This is a genomic window from Streptomyces sp. NPDC050534, from assembly GCF_044457745.1.
Lineage (GTDB): Bacteria > Actinomycetota > Actinomycetes > Streptomycetales > Streptomycetaceae > Streptomyces.
In genome coordinates this window covers 1,127,297-1,145,606 of the sequence record NZ_JBITHF010000002.1, presented here as the reverse complement: position 1 = coordinate 1,145,606, position 18,310 = coordinate 1,127,297, and the positions used below count along the sequence as shown (strand labels likewise).

Below are 18,310 nucleotides of genomic sequence, written 5' to 3'. Positions count from 1 at the left end.
CCGGTGCTGAAGGTCACGTACAAGGTCGAGGCGACCCGTGTCGAGCAGCGCACCGACTTCGACAAGCTGATCGTCGACGTCGAGACCAAGCAGGCCATGCGCCCGCGCGACTCGATGGCGTCGGCCGGCAAGACCCTGGTCGAGCTGTTCGGTCTCGCCCGCGAGCTGAACATCGACGCCGAGGGCATCGACATGGGCCCGTCCCCCACGGACGCCGCCCTGGCCGCCGACATGGCCCTGCCGATCGAGGAGCTCGAGCTCACGGTCCGTTCCTACAACTGCCTCAAGCGTGAGGGCGTCCACTCCGTGGGCGAGCTCCTGGCGCGCTCCGAGGCCGACCTGCTCGACATCCGCAACTTCGGTGCGAAGTCGATCGACGAGGTCAAGGCGAAGCTGGCCGGCCTGGGCCTGGCCCTGAAGGACAGCCCGCCCGGATTCGACCCGACCGCCGCCGTGGACGCCTTCGACGCGGACGACAACTCGAGCACGGGCTTCATGGAGACCGAGCAGTACTGAGTGCCGCCTGACAAGTCGGCTCTCATCGGTGCCTGACGGCACAGGACGGCCCCCTCGGAATCACTCCGAGGGGGCCGTTCGCTGTCCGTCCCGATCTCCTCGCTGGCCTAAAAAATCGAACACATGATTGAATTCGGTCATGCGAATGTTCCCCGACGACCTCGCGCGGGCTCAGCAGGAGTGGAGCGCCACGTACCGCCGGCTAGCCCAGCGACCTGGCTGTACCGAGCTGCGACGGCGTCTGTACCAGCTGTCGAACCAGACGTTCTTCCACCCCTACTGGCAGCATCGGCGACCGAGTCCCGCGGCGTGGTGGGAGCTCCGTGACCTGGGAAGGACGGGCGGGCCCGTGCGCGAGCGGCTTCATCGATGACGCGCTGGAATGCGGAGCCGCAGGCCGCGGATGATCCTGAAGACATGTCCGGGCCGATTCGCGTGATCGTGCACCCGCCGTCGCCCACCGGCGGCCGGCGCGTACGCGTGGACGGCGAGATCCTCGGACTCGCGCACAACGTGGCCGACGTCGCGGAGTTCCTCCGCCGGGCCGGACTGGAGATCGACCCGTCGGACGTGGCGGGGGTGCCGTGGATCGACTGGCGCGGGGTGGGGCCTGAGCGGTGGGGTCCGGAGACGACCGGCTGACCTGCCGCGGGCGACAGCCTTGGCATGGCAGGGGTGGTGGTACGGGACCTGTTCGGCTGAGCCCCCGGGCGATTACAGTCCCCGGCCATGATCCTTGATGGCTGGCCGGCGCAGGACGCGACCTTCGTTCGGTACGGACTGCGGCGCCTTCTGTACAGGCTGCCGTTCGACCTGGTGGCGACCAGCTTCGGTTGCGCCGGGATCTGGCTGGCGATGACGAACGGCGGTCTCCCCGTCATCGGCTGGATGACAGTGGCCCTGTTGCTCGGAGTCGGCGTCGTCGGCGTGGTCCAGATCGCCTTCCGCTGGCGGGCCCGCCGCTGGGTCACGGCCTTCGACGCGACCGGTTTCTGGTGGATGCGCGGCAAGGAAGCCGCGGTGATCCGCTGGGACTCACTGGCAGGGGTGGGCATCTACTGGGCACGCGGCAGGAACACCCGGATCCACAGCGTGGAGCTGTGCCCCAGCCACGAGATCGACGGTGACGATCCGCTGCTGAGGCAGTTCGTCCGTGACACGGACCCTCTTCGGCCCGGTCTGCCACGGCTTCGCTACCGCATCGACGTGGGGGACTCCCACGCGGCGTACGAGAAGGCTCTCCGGCAGTGGGCACCACCCGGCCTGTGGTTCGGGCGAAAGGAGCAGCCCCTGTCGTACGCGGGCAGCCCGGACCACACGGGCCACCGAGAGCGGACGGCTGAAGGAACCGACACGCGAGCGGCCGAAGGGACCCACGCGGTGACGCGCGAGACGCGCGCCGCGCTCGTGTTCGACGCCGTCGTGATCGACGAGAAGGTGGTCGTCTCCCGCAGCATCGTGCTGCAACGTCGCCGTCTGGGCGTCGCCCTGGTGATGGCCCTGCTGTGCACGTGGGCCGTCCGGGCGCTCCGGCCATGGCAGGGGAACGACACGGGCGCCTTCGTACGTCAGGGGCTCGCCGTCGCTGTCACGCTGCTCACGGCCTGGGCGCTCGCACTGCTGGCCCGCAGCGCATGGGGGGACTGGGACCGGCGCATCGTCATGGACTCCGCGGGCGTCCATGTCACCCGGCGCGGACAGGCCGCGACCGTACCGTGGGACTCGCTCGCCGGCGCCGGCATCTATGCGTCGCCCGGGCTGCACACGCTGGAACTCTGCCCCAAGGGCGAGATCGACCGCGATGATCCGTTGCTGTGGCCGTACGTGCGCGACGACGAACCCCTGCGGCCCGGCCTGCCCCGCGTGCGCTATCGCATGGCCGTGTGGCCCGGCCCGTCCCGGCACGCGGTGGCCGAAGCCTGTCGGACCTGGGCGCCGGAGCTCTGGTTCGGCGGCAGGAGGATGCCGGACGGCTACGAGGGAAAGGCCGACCGCAAGGGGCACCTGCGGCGGATACGCGGCGCCGGCCTCACGCCGAGGCGATGATGCGGGCTCCGGCCGGACGATCAACGCTGCTAACGTCCCGTCGTGCCCTCGGAGATACAGCGCCTGGTCGATGAACTCGTCACAGAGATGAAGTCCGGCTCCGCTCCCGCGTACCGGGCCGCGATGAAGCGGCTCGCGGACACGGCTCGGGCGGGAGGCCCCGAGAGCCTGACGGCCGCCGTGGACGCCCTCGCGCCCTTGCTGCCGGGCCTGGGTGGGGACTTCGCCATGACGGCGGTTCTGGCGGGCGCCTGCGTCGAGTGGGGCGCGTCCCCCATGGCCCTCGCCGACGTACTGCCGCGGCGCGCCTCGGAAGCCATGATGCTGAACGAGTCTGTGCCGGAGTTCTGGGGCAAAGCGGCCCCCGGTCGTCCGCTGCCCGAGCCGGTGAGCGCCAGCACCGGCCGCCTGGTGGGGACGCTGACCGGAGCGACCCGGTGGCGCCGGGGAGTCGACAAGAACACCATGACCCGGATCGCCTTGTCCTGGTTCGACATGGAGCACTGGCTCAAGGCCCTGATCACCGTCATGGGGGACGCAGGTTTCCGCGCGGCCGTCCCCGGCGACGTCAAGGCCGAGTTGCGTGAACACGCTGCCGCGGTCGCCCACCGGTCCCAGCCGGCTGCTTGGGTCGGCGCGCTGGCCGCCGTCCTCGACGACGAGCCGCTGGAGGTCATCGACCCTCGCACGCAGCGGGGATACGCCCTGACGATGAGCGGTGTCGGGGACAACGGCCAGTTGCACATCCTCCTGGCGGATCGCCTCGTCGGGGACCCCGGACAGGGTCTGGTCGCCGGGGACCGTCCCGCGCGGTCCTGGGTGGAGGCGGCGACCGGCGGCAATCCTCGCCTCGGCCCCGCCGACCCGGCGATCCGCTGCTTCCGCCTCTTCGACGGCCAGGGGGCCTACGTCAGCCCGGAAGGTGTGCCCGCCGACATCGGTCTCCTCGACGGCACCCGCGTCCTCGTGCTGCACCCGCCGAACGGCCACTACGCCCTGCAAGTGGGCCGGGTGTTCGAGGACATGATGCCGAACCTCCGCCTCGACCGGATTCTGGAACCGGCCGAGACGGAGCGCCGGATCGCCCGGCTTGCACCCGCCGTCGAGAACGACCTGATGGCCGACTAGCGGCCGGCGCCTGCCCGGCCGCGGGTTGGCTAGGCTCGCCAGGTGCAAGGACCGATCGCAGGAGGCGCCGTACCCGTGGGGAAAGGCCGCACGCTCGCGCAGGTGTACCGGCACTTCGGTGAGGTCGATGTCGCCGGGACGTCGCCACTGTACGAGCGCGTCGCCGTCGCCCTGAGTGAGTCCGAAGTGGCCCTGCGTGCCATCGAGTCGGCGCCGGCGCGTAAGCGGCACCCCACCGTGATCCTCGCCGCGCTGCACGACCTGGCTCTCGCGGGACGCGCACCCGAGCTTGCCGCGGCCTATGCCGCCGGGGACGGCGACGCGGCCGTCGGCGCGGCGATCGGCACGCTGGTGCGCAGGACGGACGAGGTCCTGGCCGTCGCCGTACGACGCACACCGCGGGCCGGGGAGACCGGACGTTGCGCCGTACTGCATCCGGCTGTTGCCGAGGCGGCGCACCGGGTGGGCGCGGATGCGATCGGGCTGATCGACGTGGGTTGTTCGGCCGGGCTCAATCTCAACGTCGGTCGCGTGGGCGTCACTTACAGCAACGGGCAGGTGCTGGGCGACACGTCGTCGCCCGTGCGGTTCTCGGCCTCGGTCGTGGGAGACCGGGCTCTCCCGGCGCGGGCGATGCCCGAAGTCGTCACCCGCGTGGGCGTCGATGTCGATCCGGCCGACGTGACCGACGCGGACGACGCCCGCTGGCTGCGCGCCTGTCTGCCCCCGGATCAGCCGGAGCGGGCCGCGCAGTTGGCGGCGGAGCTGGCGTTGGCGGCGACAAATCCTCCGACGCTGCTGGCGGGTGACGCGGTCGAGATGCTGCCCGAAGCCCTGGCCCGGGTGCCCGAGGGCGCGCTGCCGGTCGTCACCACGACGTGGGCCCTGTCGCGACTCCCCCTCGAAGACCGCCTGCGCTTCCTGCACCGCCTCGACGACGCGGCGACCGACCGGGCCGTGGCGTGGGTGTCGGTGGAGGGGGTCGGAGTCGCGCCCGCGGTGCCGACGATGGGCGATCGACGCGCCTCCGGCCACAGCATCGTCGGCGTGGCGGTGTTCCGGCACTCGGTTCTCCATGCCGAGGCCGTCGGCCGCTGCTGGTCGCGGGGGCGGTTGCTGGCGTGGCTGAGTGCCGGGCGCCTCCCGGAACCGTAGCGGCGTCAAGATCGCATCAAATCCCCACGTCAGCCGTGGTGCACGGCCCCCTCGCGGCGTCAGACTGCGCTGTCGGTGCTTCGGGGAGGGGCAAGGGATGTACACATTCGCGTCGCAGCAGATGCCGGCGCCGGACTCAGCTCTGTTCGATCTGGTGTGGGGGCTCGGCGCCACCGCGCTGGGATGGGTGGCGCTGATCAATCCCCGCGGCGTCCTCGAATGGATCGAGCTGCGGCGGGGCAGGGGCGGCAAGGTGTGGCGAAGTCGCCTGGCCGGCGGGGTGTTCGCCGTGGTGGGCCCGGTGATGCTGATCAGGGGGGTCGTTCATCTGCTGACGTCCGAACAGTCCGGGCGTTCATCGATGTTCCGGCAGACGTACGGCCCCTCCCCGGTCGTCGCCACCATCGTGATCGTGGTCATGGTCCTCGCCGGGATCCATGCCTGGCGCACCAACCCATTCCTCCTGGCTGCCTGGACGGCGGGCGGACTGCCGCGCGCCTGCGCCGTCCTGGGGACCCTCGCCGCCCTGTCGTTCGTCGTCTTGACCGTCTTCGGCTACGTGGCGGCGGGCATGCTCTGCTGGGCACTGGGCGGAGCGGCGGCAGCCGGACTCTTCCTCACCCGGAAGCGCTGCCCCGCGCCGTGAGGTCGTCCCAGAACGCGCAGTGGTGGCGGGCCTGCGCCGTGCCGGTCGGGACGATGTGGTCCGGTGCCAGGGACTGCACCGTCCGCTGGGACCAGGGCGGGGACGACGGGCCGTTCGGGTCGGCGGTGCGGGCGAAGCCGGTCCAGTAGTCGATCATCGTGTCGGCCAGGCGGTGCTGCGCCGCGGTCATGTCGCGGGCGCGGCCGCCGAGGTCGAAGAGGTAGGGCAGTTCGCTCGCGTGCGGGGCGCCGAGCGGGAACGGCGGTGTGCCGGGCGTGAGTGGCGGGGCGTGCTCGTCGGCGAACTCGTAGCGCCATACGGGCACTTGAGTGGCGAGCAGGCTGTCCGTGCGTGCGGTCGGGCACGCGAAGTCGGCGTCGCCGATGACCGCGCCGAAGACCGGGCCGCCGTCGGTGCCGTGCACCGGGTATTCGCGGACGATCGCCTTCGCCTGCCCCGGGGAGGAGAAGAACGTGGCTGCGACGTCGGGCCAGGTGGCGGGGGTGACGGGGTTGCCGGCCCGGATGATGCCGGCGGCCCAGCCGTTGCCCTCGTCGTGGTTGTTGCCGAGGAGGACGGGGACGTGGCGGAAGCGGCCGGAGGTGATCGCCGCCGCCGGGTCGCTGGGCAGCAACGGGGTTTCGTAGGCGGGTTGCTGGTCGGTTTCCTGGGCCTTCAGCAGAGAGGAGACGGGCGTGCGCCGTAGGCACGACATCACGTCGTGGGCCGAGCCGCAGCCGGCCTTGGCCGTGAGGTCCGCACCCGTGGCGCGCGCCGTGGCCAGCGGCACGGAGGACGGGGCGAAGGGCCGGTCGGCGCGGCCGGTGCACGGGCCGCTCTCGATGATCGCCCGGTCGAAGAGGCCCGCGGCGGCAGGTGAGGCGAGTTGGGCGCAGACGCTGTAGCCGCCCGCTGATTCACCGGCCAGGGTCACGTTGTGCGCGTCGCCGCCGAAGGCGCCGACCTCGGCGCGGACCCAGCGCAGCGCCGCCTGCTGGTCGGCCAGGCCGAAGGTGCCGGAGCCGGGCAGCCCGCTGTGGGCGAGGAAACCCAGTGCTCCGAGGCGGTAGTTGACGGTGACGACCACGACGTCGCCGCGGGTGGCCATGCGGTGGGCGTCGTAGGAGCTGCCCGCTCCGGTGGTGAAGCCGCCGCCGTGCAGCCACACGATCACCGGCCGCGGGTGTGCCGGTCGTGAGCCGTCGGGTGTCGTGACGTTCAGGTGGAGGCAGTCCTCGTCGGTGCTGCCGCCGGGCACCTCGCCGGCCGGCTGCGGGCAGGCGCTCGCCGGGCGGGTCGCGTCCCGTACCCCGGACCAGGCGGCCGCGCGGTGCGGCAGCGCCCAGCGGAGCCTGCCGACCGGGGGCGCCGCGTAGGGGATGCCCTCGAAGGTGCGGTAGCCGTCGTGGGTGGTCCCCCGCACGAGGCCGTCGTGAGTACGGACCGTCGCGGCCTCGGCGGGCCGGGCGGGCTGCGTCGGTGGTGCCGCGAATCCGGCCGTCGCCAGGGCGGCGGTCAGGGCGCAGCCCAGTGTGGTCAGGACGCGGTGCATGGTCATCATCTCCCCGTGTCGTTCGGTCAGCTGCCGCCCATGCCGCCCTGTGCGGCGATCATGGTCGTCGGCAGGTGGCGTACCGCTTTCTCCAGGCCGGGCGCGAGGACGGCGAGAGTTCCCGTGCAGGCGTCGATACGGGCCCGGTACGTCTTCTGGTCCTGCCGGGAGACGACCGAGCGGACGCCGCCCGCCGCGGCCAGCGCCAGCAGCGCGGTGTCCGCGGCGGGCAGGTCCCGGACGGCGTCGTCCCCGCGCAGCGCCGCGGACACGCGCGCGTGCAGGGCGGCGGGCACGGTCTGGTCCGTGACGGTCAGGCGCCGGGTGCCGAAGGGGGTGCGGGGTTCCTTCACGGTGAGGACTCCCGCCGCGGCGAGCCGGTCCTCCACCTCCGTCAGGGTCCGCTTGCGGTGGGTGCGGACGAGGTGCTTCCAGCCGTGGCCGCCGGCGGCGTCGTGCAGCATGCCGTCCAGGACGGGGTTGCCGGTCGGCCGGGTGCCGGAGACGGTGGCCGTGCCGTCGTTCTCCCTGAGCCGGCCGCGCAGCGCGAGGTCGATCAGGGCGGCGGCCCGGAGCAGGAGCTGGGTCCGGGGACGGTCGTAGGGGCCGTCGGCCGCGTCGTCGTGGGCGAGCAGATACATGAGGCAAGGCAGGTCGTCGATCACACTTCGACGCTACGGGCGGCCGCCCCGCCCGCGGATCGGCCATGGGAGCGGTCCGGCACTGGGAACGCAGGAGGATCGCGTCCCGGTCTCCTCCTTGAGGAGGAGGCGCCCGGGGCCGTCAGGGGCGGCGCGGCTCGACGAGTCCGTGGTCGTAGGCGGCGACGACGGCCTGGACGCGGTCGCGCAGGCCCAGTTTGCGCAGGACCGCGGTGACGTGGTTCTTGACGGTGGCTTCCGACAGGCCCAGCCGTTCGGCGATCTCCGCGTTCGACAGGGCCTGGCCGATCAGGGTGAGCACCTCCCGCTCGCGTCCGGAGAGGTCCTGGAGCGAGGGCGGCGGCGCCGGGTCGGGCGTGGTGCGCAGGAACCGGTCGAGGACGCGACTGAGCACGGTGGGCGCCAGGAGCGCGTCGCCGCGCGCGGTGAGGCGGATCGCGTCGACGAGTTCGGTCGGGCGGATGTCCTTGAGCAGGAAGCCGCTCGCTCCGGCCCGCAGGGCGTCGACGACGTGCGCGTCCACGTCCCAGGTGGTCAGCACGAGCACCCGGGCCGGGCTGCCGTCCGCCACGATCTGCCGGGTCGCCTCGATGCCGTCCACGACGGGCATGCGTACGTCCATCAGCACCACGTCCGGCGCCAGGTCCCGGGTCAGCCGTACCGCCGTCCGGCCGTCGGATGCCTCGCCGACCACCTCGAGGTCGTCCCGTGCATCGATGATCATGCGGAATCCGGTACGGACGAGGGCCTGGTCGTCGGCCACCACCACGCGCAGCGTCATGACGCGTCCTCCACGGGCAGTCGTGCCGCCACCTCGAACCCGCCTCCGGGCAGCGGCCCGGCGTGCAGGCTGCCGCCCACGAGCCGCGCGCGCTCCTTCATCCCCACCAGCCCGCGCCCCGCTCCCACCATGGTCGAACTCCCCTGCCGGGTACGGCCGTTGTCTACCACCGTGACCTTCACGCACTCCCCTTCGGCCGTCACCCGTACGCTCACTTCGTCGGCACCGGCCGCATGGCGCAGGGTGTTGGTGAAGGCCTCCTGGACGATCCGGTACGCCGCCAGGTCCACCGCGGCCGGCAGGGCGTCGACGGCACCCTCGTGGTGCATGTGCACGGTGATCCCGGTGGCGCGCACGGTGTCGGCCAGCTCGTCCAGGCGCGCGAGCGAGGGCCGCGGCTGTTCGCCGGGTTCGCCTGCCTCCGCGTCGGGCCTGAACGCCCGTAGCAGCAGCCGCAGTTCACCGAGCGCCGAGCGGGCGCCCGTCTCGATGGCCCGCAGTGCCTCACGCGCCTGTTCGGGGCGTTCGGTGAACACGTCGTCGGCGGCGCCCGCCTGAATGACCATCACCGACAGGGTGTGCGCCACGACATCGTGCACCTCGCGCGCGATCCGCGCCCGTTCCTCCACGACGGCCCGGCGCGCCTCCGCCCGCATCCGTTCCCGCTGCGCCCTGCGCCACTGTCCCGCGGTCCACGCCAGGACCACCGTCAGCAGATAGACCGCCAGCCCGGCGGCGCCGCCCGCACCGAACGCCAGCGGCGCCGGCAGGCACATCGCCGCCAGCGCCCACAGCGACACCCGGCGCGGCCTGGTGGCCGACAGCACGCACAGCGTGACCTGCGCGGCGAGCAGCGCTCCCGTCAGGGACACGGCGGGCAGGAGCGCCCATACCGCGAGTCCTGTCAGGGCGTTGAGGGCCAGCACGGCGACGGGGTTGCGCGCCTGCCACCGCAGGGCGCCGACCTGCGCGAGGACCAGGACCAGGGCCACGGGCAGTCGCCACCCGTGCTCGGCACCGGCGACGAGCACCGCGGTGCCGAGGACCCCGAGCACCAGACCGGCCGACCCCCACCACAACGCCCGCGCCGCCCGGGGCGACAGCTCACCCCGCGCTTCCCCGGCGAACGTGTCGTCCGGCTGCCTGCTGCTGCGCTCCACGCCCCCGACCCTATCCAGCGTCGGGGGCGGGGCCGTTCATCGGCCGAGCGCGTCGCGACGTGCGCGCACAGCCGACACGTGCCCCCGTCCTACGCCCACACCGCCTTGACCACGGCGTGGCCTGCCGAAGCCGCCCGCCCGTAGAAATCGCGGAGGTCTTCGTGATGGTCGAGGAACTCCTGCCGGGCCTCTTCCCAGGTGCCGAGTCCGGGGCCGACGACCCTCCACAACTCGTCGAAGGAGACGGTCGCCAGGAAGGCGGCCGCCTGTGACACCGCAGGCGGTTCCAGAATCATCAAGGGCGGGTCGGACGGGTCGTCTTCGGCACCGTGTGCCACGGGGCGGCCGCCGTAGATCGGCAGATCCCAGGGCTCGTCGACGTCTGCGCCGGGGACGTCGGCCGCGGCGTAGAGATCATTGACGGAGTTGAAGACCTTGTCGATCGAGTCCGCGATGCCTGCCGCGTACTCGTCGGGGTGGTTGCGCCAAGCCTCGAACATGAACGCCGCGAGCCATGTGTGGTCGTTCCGGATCTCGGATTCCGCGACGGCGCGAAGGTGCAGATGGATGCTCACCGCGACAAGTCCCCCACTACGGCGGCCCGCCGGCCGGGCCGCACGCACAGAACGTATGTGACGGCACTGACACCCGGCCCGGGCTCAGTCGAGCCATTGGCGCCAGCGGGGTTCCGGAGGCTTGCAGCGGCCCGCACCGACCGCGAACCAGTAGACCAGGTCGGTGCGCCGCTCAGGGGTCCACCGCTTCCAGTCCGTTATGGGGAACGGGCGTCCGTTGAGGTCGGCCGGCGGGGCACTGATGGAGATCGCGCAGTGCGGGCGCACGGTGCGGCTCGCGTACCACCACGACGTCGCGAGGACGGCGGCAGCGAGGCACAGCATCACCCTCCAGAGGGGGACACGGCCAAGGGCGCGACGTCTCATGGGCGCATGGTACTGAGGAGTTTCGGATCACCGGCACGGGCGTGCGATACGTTGCCCGGCATGCATGGACTCGGACCCGTCGCCTGGCCACCTGCCCCGATGAAGACCGAACGGCTCGTGCTGCGGGAGTCCGAAGCCCGGGACCGTTCGGCGCTCATCGACTTGTTCGCCTCGCCGGAGGTGGGCACCTACGTCGGTGGACCGCGTCCGCGCGAGGATCTCGAACGCACGGTGCCCGAGGTGCCCGGCCGGCGCCCCGGCTTCTTCGTCGCCGAACTCGACGGAGCGCTGATCGGCATGATCACGCTCGACCGGCGTGACGCAGGCCGTCCGGCTCACGTCCGTCCGGGCGGGGGTGAGGCCGAACTCGGCTACATGTTCCTGCCCCACGCGTGGGGATGCGGGTACGCCGCCGAGGCGTGCGCGGCGGTACTCGACTGGTTCGCCGCCGCACTCCCCGGCGAGCCGGTGGTGCTCACCACCCAGACCGCCAACGCCGCCTCGATGCGCCTCGCGGCGAAGCTGGGGTTCACCGAGGTGGAGCGGTTCGAGGAGTACGGCGCCGAGCAGTGGTTCGGCGTGTGGTCCCCGGTCACACCGACCGGTTCGTCGTGAACGGCAGGACAAGCCGGGACGGGGGTGCGGCGTCCCGGTAGATCTTGTGGGTGACCGGGCGGCCCACCCGCAGGTGGAACGCGTCCGGCGGCAGCAGAGAGTTGTGCGCGCGGGTGTGCGGGTGGAGGGGTCGCCCTCGGTGGTGCGCTCCGTCGCCGGTGCAGCCGAGTTGTTCGGCAGCGCCGGCGAACGGGGAGTACGGCGAGTCGGACTCCAGCAACGAGGACGTAGGCCCACAGATCCGGGCGTCTGGCCGGGGACGGAGTGCGCCGAGACGGTGAGCTGCCACAGCGCGAACGCCCCGCCCACGTGGTCAATATGACCGTGCGTCAGCAATATCCAGCGCACGTCTTCGTCGTCCAGCGATGGAGCTTCTCCGGGTTCCGTACGACCCAGATGTGCCTGATCCGGTCGCCCGCGACGTCGAACGCGAAAACCGTCACGGTCGCGCCGTCCTGCTGGGCCACCAGACCGGGCTGACCGTTGACCTTGCGTTCGAGGAACGTCATGTCGCCGGGCTTTCTGCGGGCGAGCTCGACCCAGGCGTGCGCGATCTGCTCGCCGCCTTCGATGGGGTGCAGGAAGGTCGTGGCGAGGCCGCCGCCGTCGGCGACCGCCGTGGCATCGGGGTCGAGCAGTCCGATGAGGGCGTCGATGTCCTTGGCCTCCCACGCCTGCTTGAAGTCCCTGACGATGTCGGCGTGTTGGGCTGCCGGGGCCGGGGAAGGCCGCGCGGCCCGGATGCGGCGGCGGGCCGAGGAGGCCAGCTGGCGGCAGGCCGCCGGGGTGCGGCCGACGATCTCGCCCACTTCGGCGAAGGAGTGGCAGAAGACGTCGTGGAGGATGAACGCGACGCGTTCGGCCGGGGTCATCGATTCGAGGACGACCAGGAAGGCCAGGTTGACCGACTCGTCGAGGGTGACCCGGTCGGCCGGGTCGACGGCGCCCCCGTCCGGCCGCGCGGTGCTCCACTCCGTACGTTCGGGCAACGGCTCGGGAATCCATTCGCCCACGTAGGTCTCGCGTCGGACCCGGGCGGAGCCGAGCAGGTTGAGGCAGACGCGACTGGTGACCGTGGTCAGCCAGGCGCCAGGCGAATCGACGGCGTCCCGTCGCTCCGAAGACATGGCATACCAGCGGGCGTACGCCTCCTGGACGGCGTCCTCGGCCTCGGCCAGTGAGCCCAGGAGCCGGTAGGCGATGTTGATCAGGTGACGGCGCTCGCTCATGATCGCGTCCAGGCCCGGATCGGGCCCGTCGTGTGCGCGCCCGCGTCCTGGCTCCGGTCCGGATCGGGTGGTCATGGCACCGATGGCTCCTTCGGTCGCGTGTGCCCTCGCCAGTTTCGACAGGACAGGGCACCCGAATGTGAGGCCGGTGCGTCGCCTCACATTCCGGGTGCCTGTGCTGTCGGACTTCTGAGGCGAACACGCCGTCCAGCGAACAGGAAGCTCAGACACGTCATGACTACTCAAATACCGGAAACGCCGTTCGTCGAACCGGCGCCCCCGCAGCGCCTGGAGCGGGCGGCCGCCGCGCTGACCGCACACGGTTTCACCGTGGAGATCCTCGCCGACGCGGCCGCCGCGCGTGCGCGCATCAGGGATCTGATACCGGAGGGCGCCGGCGTCTTCACCGGGGCCAGCGAGACCCTCCGCCTGTCCGGCATCGAGGAGGACATCAACACCGGCGGACGGTACCGGGCCATCAGGCCACGCGTCCTGGCCATGGACCGCGTCGCCTGCGCCGACGACATGCGGCGGCTGCTCGCCAGTCCCGACGTCATCGTGGGCAGCGTCGCCGCACTCACGGAGACCGGCTCCCTCGTCATAGCGTCCGGCAGTGGAAGCCAACTGCCCGGCTACGCCGGAGGTGCCGGCCGGGCGATCTGGATCGTCGGGGCGCAGAAGGTCGTACCCGATCTGGCCACGGCTCTGCGGCGCGTCGAGGAGCATTGCCTCCCGCTGGAAAGCGCCCGCACCCAGGAGGCCCACGGGTGGCCCAGCGCCGTCAACCGTCTGCTCGTCCTCAACGCGGAACACCGGCCTGGACGCGGCACGGTCCTGCTGCTGCGCGAAGCGATCGGATTCTGAAGCGTCGGGGGCCGTCAGGCCGGGGCCCGGGGACTCAGGTCAGCAACTGCGCCCAGCTGGCCCCGAGTTCGTCGATCAGCGCTTTCATCAAGTCGGCGCGAGAGGGGAAGTGGAAGGAGGCGTAGAAGGTCACGCGGGTGGCGCCCGCCGCGGTCGCGATGTCGTCGACCTTGGTGGCGGCGTACCCCTTCGTCCTGAACAGCTCGAGGTACGAGGCCCGACCGCGCTGACCCCGGACAGTCGCCATGTTCGTAGAGCCAGTCGACGAAGGAGTAGTCGTACGACATCCCGGAGCCCCCTGGATCGTGCCGGCGACGGCCGCGGCCGGCACCTGCGATGCGAGCGCCGGCGTGTCCGTCACGGCCGTTCCACCCCCGCGCGAGTCCGCCCCGGCCGGCCACCGGCGGCGACAAAGCACGCCGGTACCACCACGGCCGCGCCGACGTACAGCAGCGCCGGGTAGTCCAGCGCACGCACGACCTGCCCACCGACGGCACCGGCCAGGGACAGCCCCACGAAGAGCGCGCTGTTGTTCCACGACAGCACGGCGGTCGCCCGCTCGGGAAAGAGATCGACCAGATGGCGCTGCTGGGCGGGGAAGAAGGCGTAGGCGGCGAAGGCGAACAGCCCCAGCGCGCAGGCCAGTGCCCAGGTCACGGAGAAGACCAGGGCCACGGCGGCTTCCAGTACCGCCGTCAGCGCCAGTGCCGCTCCGGTGACCCGCGTGGCCTCGATCCGGTCCGCGAACCGGCCGCCCACCTGCCCGCCGACGACGGCACCGATGCCGTAGACGACGAGCAGCCACGTCACGGTGGCGGATCTGCCGTCGGCGTGGAGTGCGACGGCCAGGAACGTGTAGAGGCTGTAGACGGAGAAGGCCCACAGTGTCGTCACCGCGACGGCGGCCACCGCGGCGCCGGGCCGTCCGACGTGGTGCGGCGCCCGCGCCGGAGAGACGGCCGCCGGCACCGGTCGCGCGCGCCAGACGAACGCGTGCGGGAACGCCAGCAGCAGCGTGCCCCCGGCCAGGATGACGAAGGCGGCCTGCCACCCCACGTACCGCCCCAGCAGGGAGCCGGCGGGCGCCCCCACCCACAGCGCGGTCAGCAGGCCCGACCCCACCACGGCCAGCACCTGTGCCCGAGCCTGAGGCCGCGCACGGGTACTGACCAGGGCATACACGGTCGGCCCGGTCGCGGCGGCAGCGATACCGGCGACCACACGCGCCACCAGCAGCACACCGAACCCCGGCGCGAGAGCCGTCCCCACATTGGCCGCGGAGAACAGCACCAGGGCCACCACCAGAACCGTGGCCCTGTCCCACCGGTCGGAGATCCACCCGGCGAAGGGCGAGGCCACCACGTACGCGATGGAGAAGGCCGTGATCAGCAGGCCGGTGCTGGTCGCGGACACGTCGAAGGACGCGGCGATGTGCGGCAGCAGCGGCGCCACCACGAAGAGGTCGGTCCCCACCATGAACTGCGTCAGCCAGGCCAGCGCGATCGGTCCTGCGGACAGGCCGGGCACCGTGTCGACGACCGGCTCGGCGCGGGACGAGTACATGCTTCGACGCTAGATCGTCCGCCGGGGAGCGGCCATCGGGGCTGCGGGGCCCGGCAGACGCGCCTGTCCGGCGACGGGCCGACAATGTGCGTGCACTGTGCACTTTCTCACGGGCACGGGCCGTCCCGGAGCCGGTAACGTGCCGACCAGCTGACATGACGACGGCTCCGGCTGCCCCGCGCAAGCCGGTGCCCGCAAGGAGAAACGGCCCGTGTCCCTCTCGACCTCGCCCTCACCCGAGGGCAGCTACTTCGAGGCCATAGACGATCACCGCTACAAGCCGACGGCCCACGCGAGCGGTGCCTGGGACCCGGACGAGCAGCACTTCAGCCCGCTGGGCGGACTGATCGTCCACGCCCTGGACCGCGATCGGGCCGCGGGCCCGGACAACGGGCTGCTGCTCTCCCGCATCAGCTACGACATCCTCGGCCGCCTCGCCCTCGACGAGTGCGAGATCGAGGTGGAGACCGTCCGCCCCGGCCGCACCATCGAGCTCCTCGAAGCGGTCGTACGGATCGCCGGACGTCCGGTCGTCCGGGCCCGCGCCTGGTACCTCGCCGCCCTGGACACGGCCGCGGTCGCGGGTGGCCCCGACGACCGTCTCGCCCCGCCGGAATCGCTCACCCGCTGGCGCATGTCCGACGCCTGGCCCGGCGGCTACATCGCCTCCGTGGACGTCCGCCCGGTCGGCCGGCCCCAGCCGGGCCGCACGACCGCCTGGGTCTCCACGCCCCTGGACCTGGTCGCGGGCGCCGAGGTCAGCCCGCTCGCGTCCTACCTCGCGCTGGTCGACACCGCCAACGGCATCGCCGTGCGCCAGTCGCCCACCGCGTGGATGTTCCCCAACGTCGACCTCACCGTCCACCTCCACCGCCAGCCCCGCGGCCCCTGGACGGGTCTGGACACCACCGTCAGCTTCGGCCCCACCGGCCAGGGCCTGACCAGCACGATCCTGCACGACGTCCACGGCCCGGTCGGCACGGCCGAGCAGATCCTGACGGTCCGGCCGCAGCCGGGGGCCTGAGGCCCCCCGGCCACGCCGGCCGCGCTCCCGCAGCCCGGTGCGCACCACTACGGGCGCCGACGTGATGGCCGCCCGGGAGGGCGGCACACAAGGCGGGTGCCGGTTTCTCCGCCGGGCTCCCGTTTCGCCCCGGTTCGGCCGCGGAGTACTGGGCACTTGGCCATGAACCGACACAGGACTGCCTGGAGGTGTGGTGTGGCCGTACGGCATCGCTTGATCAAGGTGAGTCCGCAGACCGTGTGGTCCGTACTCGCGGACGGCAGCCGGTATGCGGAGTGGGTGGTGGGAACGTCGGGCTCAGAGCCGGTGCGCGGCCAGTGGCCGCAGGTGGGCTCGGCGATCGGGTTCAGCGTTCCTCTCGGCCCGCTGCGGCTGACCAACGAGACGGTCGTCCGGTACTGCGAAGAGGGCTCCGAGCTGGGACTGGAGGCGCAGGCAGGTGCGCTGGGAACGGCCCGGATCGCGATCGAGCTCCGCCCCTGGGGAGAGCACTGCCTGGTCGTCGTGGACGAGCACCCGCTGCAGGGGGCGGGAGGGCTGCTGCACAACGTGGGCATGGAGGCGCTGATCCAGATACGGCATCGCGCGATGCTGGCCCGTCTCGCCCGCGTCTGCGAGGAGGAGGCCCGGGCCGAGCGGCCGGAGAGCGGGCAGGTACGGCGCCGGGCGGCTCACGACATGGGCAGCGGTCGTGCCTGACGCCGTGGTGATCGGAGCCGGCCCCAACGGGCTCGTGGCGGCCAACCTGCTGGCCGACGAGGGATGGAGCGTAGAGGTACTGGAGGAACAGCCGGAGCCCGGTGGGGCGGTGCGCCACAACAGGGATGTCGACCCCGACTTCATCAGCGACCTCTTCAGCTCCTTCTATCCCCTTGCCGCCGCGTCACCGGTCATCTCGCGCCTCGGCCTCGAGAACCACGGTCTGCGGTGGAGCCACGCGCCCCGGGTGCTGGCCCATCCGCTCACCGACGGCAGGTGTGCGGTCCTCGCCCGCAGCATCGACGTCACCGCCGACTCCCTCGACGCCTTCCACCCGGGCGACGGGGAAGCCTGGCGGCGCCTGCACGGCATGTGGACACGTCTTGGCCCCGACATCCTGCGCGCCCTGTTCACCCCCTTCCCCCCGCTGAGCGCCACGGCCCGTCTCGCCGTACGGCTGAGGGCGGCCGGCGGCCTGCGGATGGCCCGCACCCTGATCACGCCGGTGCGCCGGCTGGGGGACGAGGAGTTCCGGGAGGAGGGCGGCAAACTGCTGCTCGCCGGGAACGCGCTGCATGCCGATCTCGCGCCGGAAGCCGCGGGCAGTGGCGGCTTCGGCTGGCTGATGTCCATGCTCGGGCAGACCTACGGCTTCCCCGTGCCGGTCGGCGGCTCCGGCGCCCTCACGGAGGCTCTCGTCCGCCGGCTGCGGACGCGGGGCGGCGTGCTCCGCTGCGGGCGGCGGGTGCGCCGCGTCCTCGTGCACGGCGGACGGGCCGTCGGCGTGCTCACCGCCGACGGCGAGAAGGTGCCCGCACGGCGCGCCGTCCTGGCCGACGTCTCCGCACCGTCCCTGTACGGCGAACTCGTCGGGGAGGAACATCTCCCGGTCCAGGTGATGACCGACCTGAAGCGCTTCGAGTGGGACTTCGCCACGTTCAAGGTCGACTGGGCGTGCGACGGTCCCGTGCCCTGGCAGGCCGAGGCGGCGGCGCAAGCCGGAACCGTTCATCTGGCCGACGGCATGGACGAACTCACCCGGTTCGCGGCCCAGATCGCCATGGGCCAGGTGCCCGACCGCCCCTTCGTCCTGTTCGGACAGATGACGACCGCCGACCCCTCGCGCTCTCCCAAGGGCACCGAGGCCGCCTGGGCGTACACCCACGTGCCGCACGTCGTCAGGTCCGACGCGGGCGACGAGGGTCTGACGGGCACCTGGAGCGCGAAGGAACAGGAGATCATGGCGGACCGGATCGAGCGCCATGTCGAACGGTTCGCGCCCGGCTTCCGCTCCCTCGTCCGGGCCCGTCGCATCCTGGCCCCGCCCACGCTCCAGTCGCTCGACGGCAACCTGCACGACGGCGCCATCAACGGCGGCACCTCGGCGCTCCACCAGCAGCTCGTCTTCCGCCCCGTGCCCGGCACCGGGCGTCCCGAGACACCCGTACGCGGTCTGTATCTCGCCTCCGCCTCCGCCCACCCGGGCGGAGGGGTGCACGGGGCCCCGGGGGCCAATGCCGCCCGCGCGGCCCTGCGCTCGCACCGGCTCACCGGCCTCAGCCGCGCTCAACGCGTCCTGACCCACCGGGACCGCCTGGGGCGCAAGCGATCACTCCCCCGCTGAGGCCGCCGTCCCGCACCCCGGACGACGACACCACCGGACGACGACAGCACCCCACCCTGGCGGACCGTCGCCGGGAAGCCGTGAAGAGCAGATTCGCCGGGAGGA

20 protein-coding genes are annotated in these 18,310 nt (G+C 72.3%); 11 read left to right on the top strand and 9 right to left on the bottom strand.

The features are described from left to right. From ACIBN2_RS10995 to ACIBN2_RS10970, 6 genes are all read left to right on the top strand, one after another. Positions 1-516 (top strand): DNA-directed RNA polymerase subunit alpha C-terminal domain-containing protein (locus tag ACIBN2_RS10995; RefSeq protein WP_399133942.1); only part of this gene is annotated, 516 nt, incomplete at its 5' end. A 417-nt stretch (positions 517-933) separates the two neighbouring features. Then, positions 934-1,158: a hypothetical protein gene (locus tag ACIBN2_RS10990; RefSeq protein ID WP_399133941.1), complete on the top strand. Its 225-nt coding sequence runs from the start codon at positions 934-936 to the stop codon at positions 1,156-1,158. Between the two features lie 87 nt (positions 1,159-1,245). Further along, positions 1,246-2,562 carry a hypothetical protein gene (locus tag ACIBN2_RS10985; RefSeq protein ID WP_399133940.1) on the top strand — a complete coding sequence of 439 codons (1,317 nt, stop codon included), beginning with the start codon at positions 1,246-1,248 and terminating at the stop codon, positions 2,560-2,562. Positions 2,563-2,604: 42 nt separating this feature from the next. Next, a complete protein-coding gene (locus tag ACIBN2_RS10980) occupies positions 2,605-3,690 on the top strand; it encodes a hypothetical protein (protein ID WP_399133938.1) in 1,086 nt (361 codons plus the stop codon). Between the two features lie 75 nt (positions 3,691-3,765). Beyond that, a complete protein-coding gene (locus ACIBN2_RS10975; protein ID WP_399133936.1) occupies positions 3,766-4,845 on the top strand; it encodes a DUF2332 domain-containing protein in 1,080 nt (359 codons plus the stop codon). A 97-nt stretch (positions 4,846-4,942) separates the two neighbouring features. After that, on the top strand, positions 4,943-5,491 hold the full coding sequence (locus tag ACIBN2_RS10970; protein ID WP_399133935.1) for a hypothetical protein: 549 nt from the start codon (positions 4,943-4,945) through the stop codon (positions 5,489-5,491). Here ACIBN2_RS10970 and ACIBN2_RS10965 read toward each other — a convergent pair. The 6 genes from ACIBN2_RS10965 to ACIBN2_RS10940 form a co-directional block, all read right to left on the bottom strand. Then, complete coding sequence (locus ACIBN2_RS10965) at positions 5,463-7,043, bottom strand: carboxylesterase/lipase family protein (protein ID WP_399133934.1); 1,581 nt, start codon at positions 7,041-7,043, stop codon at positions 5,463-5,465. The two genes, ACIBN2_RS10970 and ACIBN2_RS10965, sit on opposite strands and share 29 nt — an antisense overlap. Before the next feature lie 26 nt (positions 7,044-7,069). Further along, a complete protein-coding gene (locus ACIBN2_RS10960) occupies positions 7,070-7,708 on the bottom strand; it encodes a GPP34 family phosphoprotein (protein ID WP_399133933.1) in 639 nt (212 codons plus the stop codon). Positions 7,709-7,826: 118 nt separating this feature from the next. Next, a complete protein-coding gene (locus ACIBN2_RS10955; RefSeq protein WP_399133932.1) occupies positions 7,827-8,486 on the bottom strand; it encodes a response regulator in 660 nt (219 codons plus the stop codon). Then, positions 8,483-9,646, bottom strand: coding sequence for a sensor histidine kinase (locus ACIBN2_RS10950; RefSeq protein WP_399133931.1), 1,164 nt, complete (start codon positions 9,644-9,646; stop codon positions 8,483-8,485). Before ACIBN2_RS10950 ends, ACIBN2_RS10955 begins: the two co-directional genes overlap by 4 nt. A gap of 89 nt (positions 9,647-9,735) precedes the next feature. After that, entirely contained in the window at positions 9,736-10,221 is a 486-nt protein-coding gene (locus tag ACIBN2_RS10945) for a DUF1877 family protein (RefSeq protein WP_399133930.1), read from the bottom strand. An 84-nt stretch (positions 10,222-10,305) separates the two neighbouring features. Further along, complete coding sequence (locus ACIBN2_RS10940; RefSeq protein WP_399133929.1) at positions 10,306-10,587, bottom strand: hypothetical protein; 282 nt, start codon at positions 10,585-10,587, stop codon at positions 10,306-10,308. Positions 10,588-10,647: 60 nt separating this feature from the next. On the opposite strand from ACIBN2_RS10940, the gene ACIBN2_RS10935 reads away from it, so the two are divergent. Continuing rightward, positions 10,648-11,202, top strand: coding sequence for a GNAT family N-acetyltransferase (locus ACIBN2_RS10935; RefSeq protein ID WP_399133928.1), 555 nt, complete (start codon positions 10,648-10,650; stop codon positions 11,200-11,202). 329 nt (positions 11,203-11,531) lie between these two features. Here ACIBN2_RS10935 and sigJ read toward each other — a convergent pair whose 3' ends face one another. Further along, complete coding sequence (sigJ, locus tag ACIBN2_RS10930) at positions 11,532-12,506, bottom strand: RNA polymerase sigma factor SigJ (RefSeq protein ID WP_399133927.1); 975 nt, start codon at positions 12,504-12,506, stop codon at positions 11,532-11,534. Positions 12,507-12,665: 159 nt separating this feature from the next. Here sigJ and ACIBN2_RS10925 point away from each other — a divergent pair, with 159 nt between their 5' ends. Beyond that, positions 12,666-13,295 (top strand): LUD domain-containing protein, encoded by a 630-nt coding sequence (locus ACIBN2_RS10925; protein WP_399133926.1) that lies wholly within the window; start codon positions 12,666-12,668, stop codon positions 13,293-13,295. 34 nt (positions 13,296-13,329) lie between these two features. On the opposite strand, the gene ACIBN2_RS10920 is transcribed toward ACIBN2_RS10925, so the two are convergent. Next, entirely contained in the window at positions 13,330-13,542 is a 213-nt protein-coding gene (locus tag ACIBN2_RS10920; RefSeq protein WP_399133925.1) for a TetR/AcrR family transcriptional regulator, read from the bottom strand. Positions 13,543-13,652: 110 nt separating this feature from the next. Continuing rightward, entirely contained in the window at positions 13,653-14,858 is a 1,206-nt protein-coding gene (locus ACIBN2_RS10915; RefSeq protein WP_399133923.1) for an MFS transporter, read from the bottom strand. Positions 14,859-15,069: 211 nt separating this feature from the next. On the opposite strand from ACIBN2_RS10915, the gene ACIBN2_RS10910 reads away from it, so the two are divergent. The 3 genes from ACIBN2_RS10910 to ACIBN2_RS10900 all read left to right on the top strand — a co-directional run bounded on the left by ACIBN2_RS10910 (position 15,070) and on the right by ACIBN2_RS10900 (position 18,205). Continuing rightward, on the top strand, positions 15,070-15,882 hold the full coding sequence (locus tag ACIBN2_RS10910; RefSeq protein ID WP_399133922.1) for a thioesterase family protein: 813 nt from the start codon (positions 15,070-15,072) through the stop codon (positions 15,880-15,882). Between the two features lie 195 nt (positions 15,883-16,077). Then, entirely contained in the window at positions 16,078-16,581 is a 504-nt protein-coding gene (locus ACIBN2_RS10905) for an SRPBCC family protein (protein WP_399133921.1), read from the top strand. Beyond that, positions 16,574-18,205, top strand: coding sequence for a phytoene desaturase family protein (locus tag ACIBN2_RS10900; protein WP_399133920.1), 1,632 nt, complete (start codon positions 16,574-16,576; stop codon positions 18,203-18,205). Before ACIBN2_RS10905 ends, ACIBN2_RS10900 begins: the two co-directional genes overlap by 8 nt. Positions 18,206-18,310: the final 105 nt, after the last annotated feature.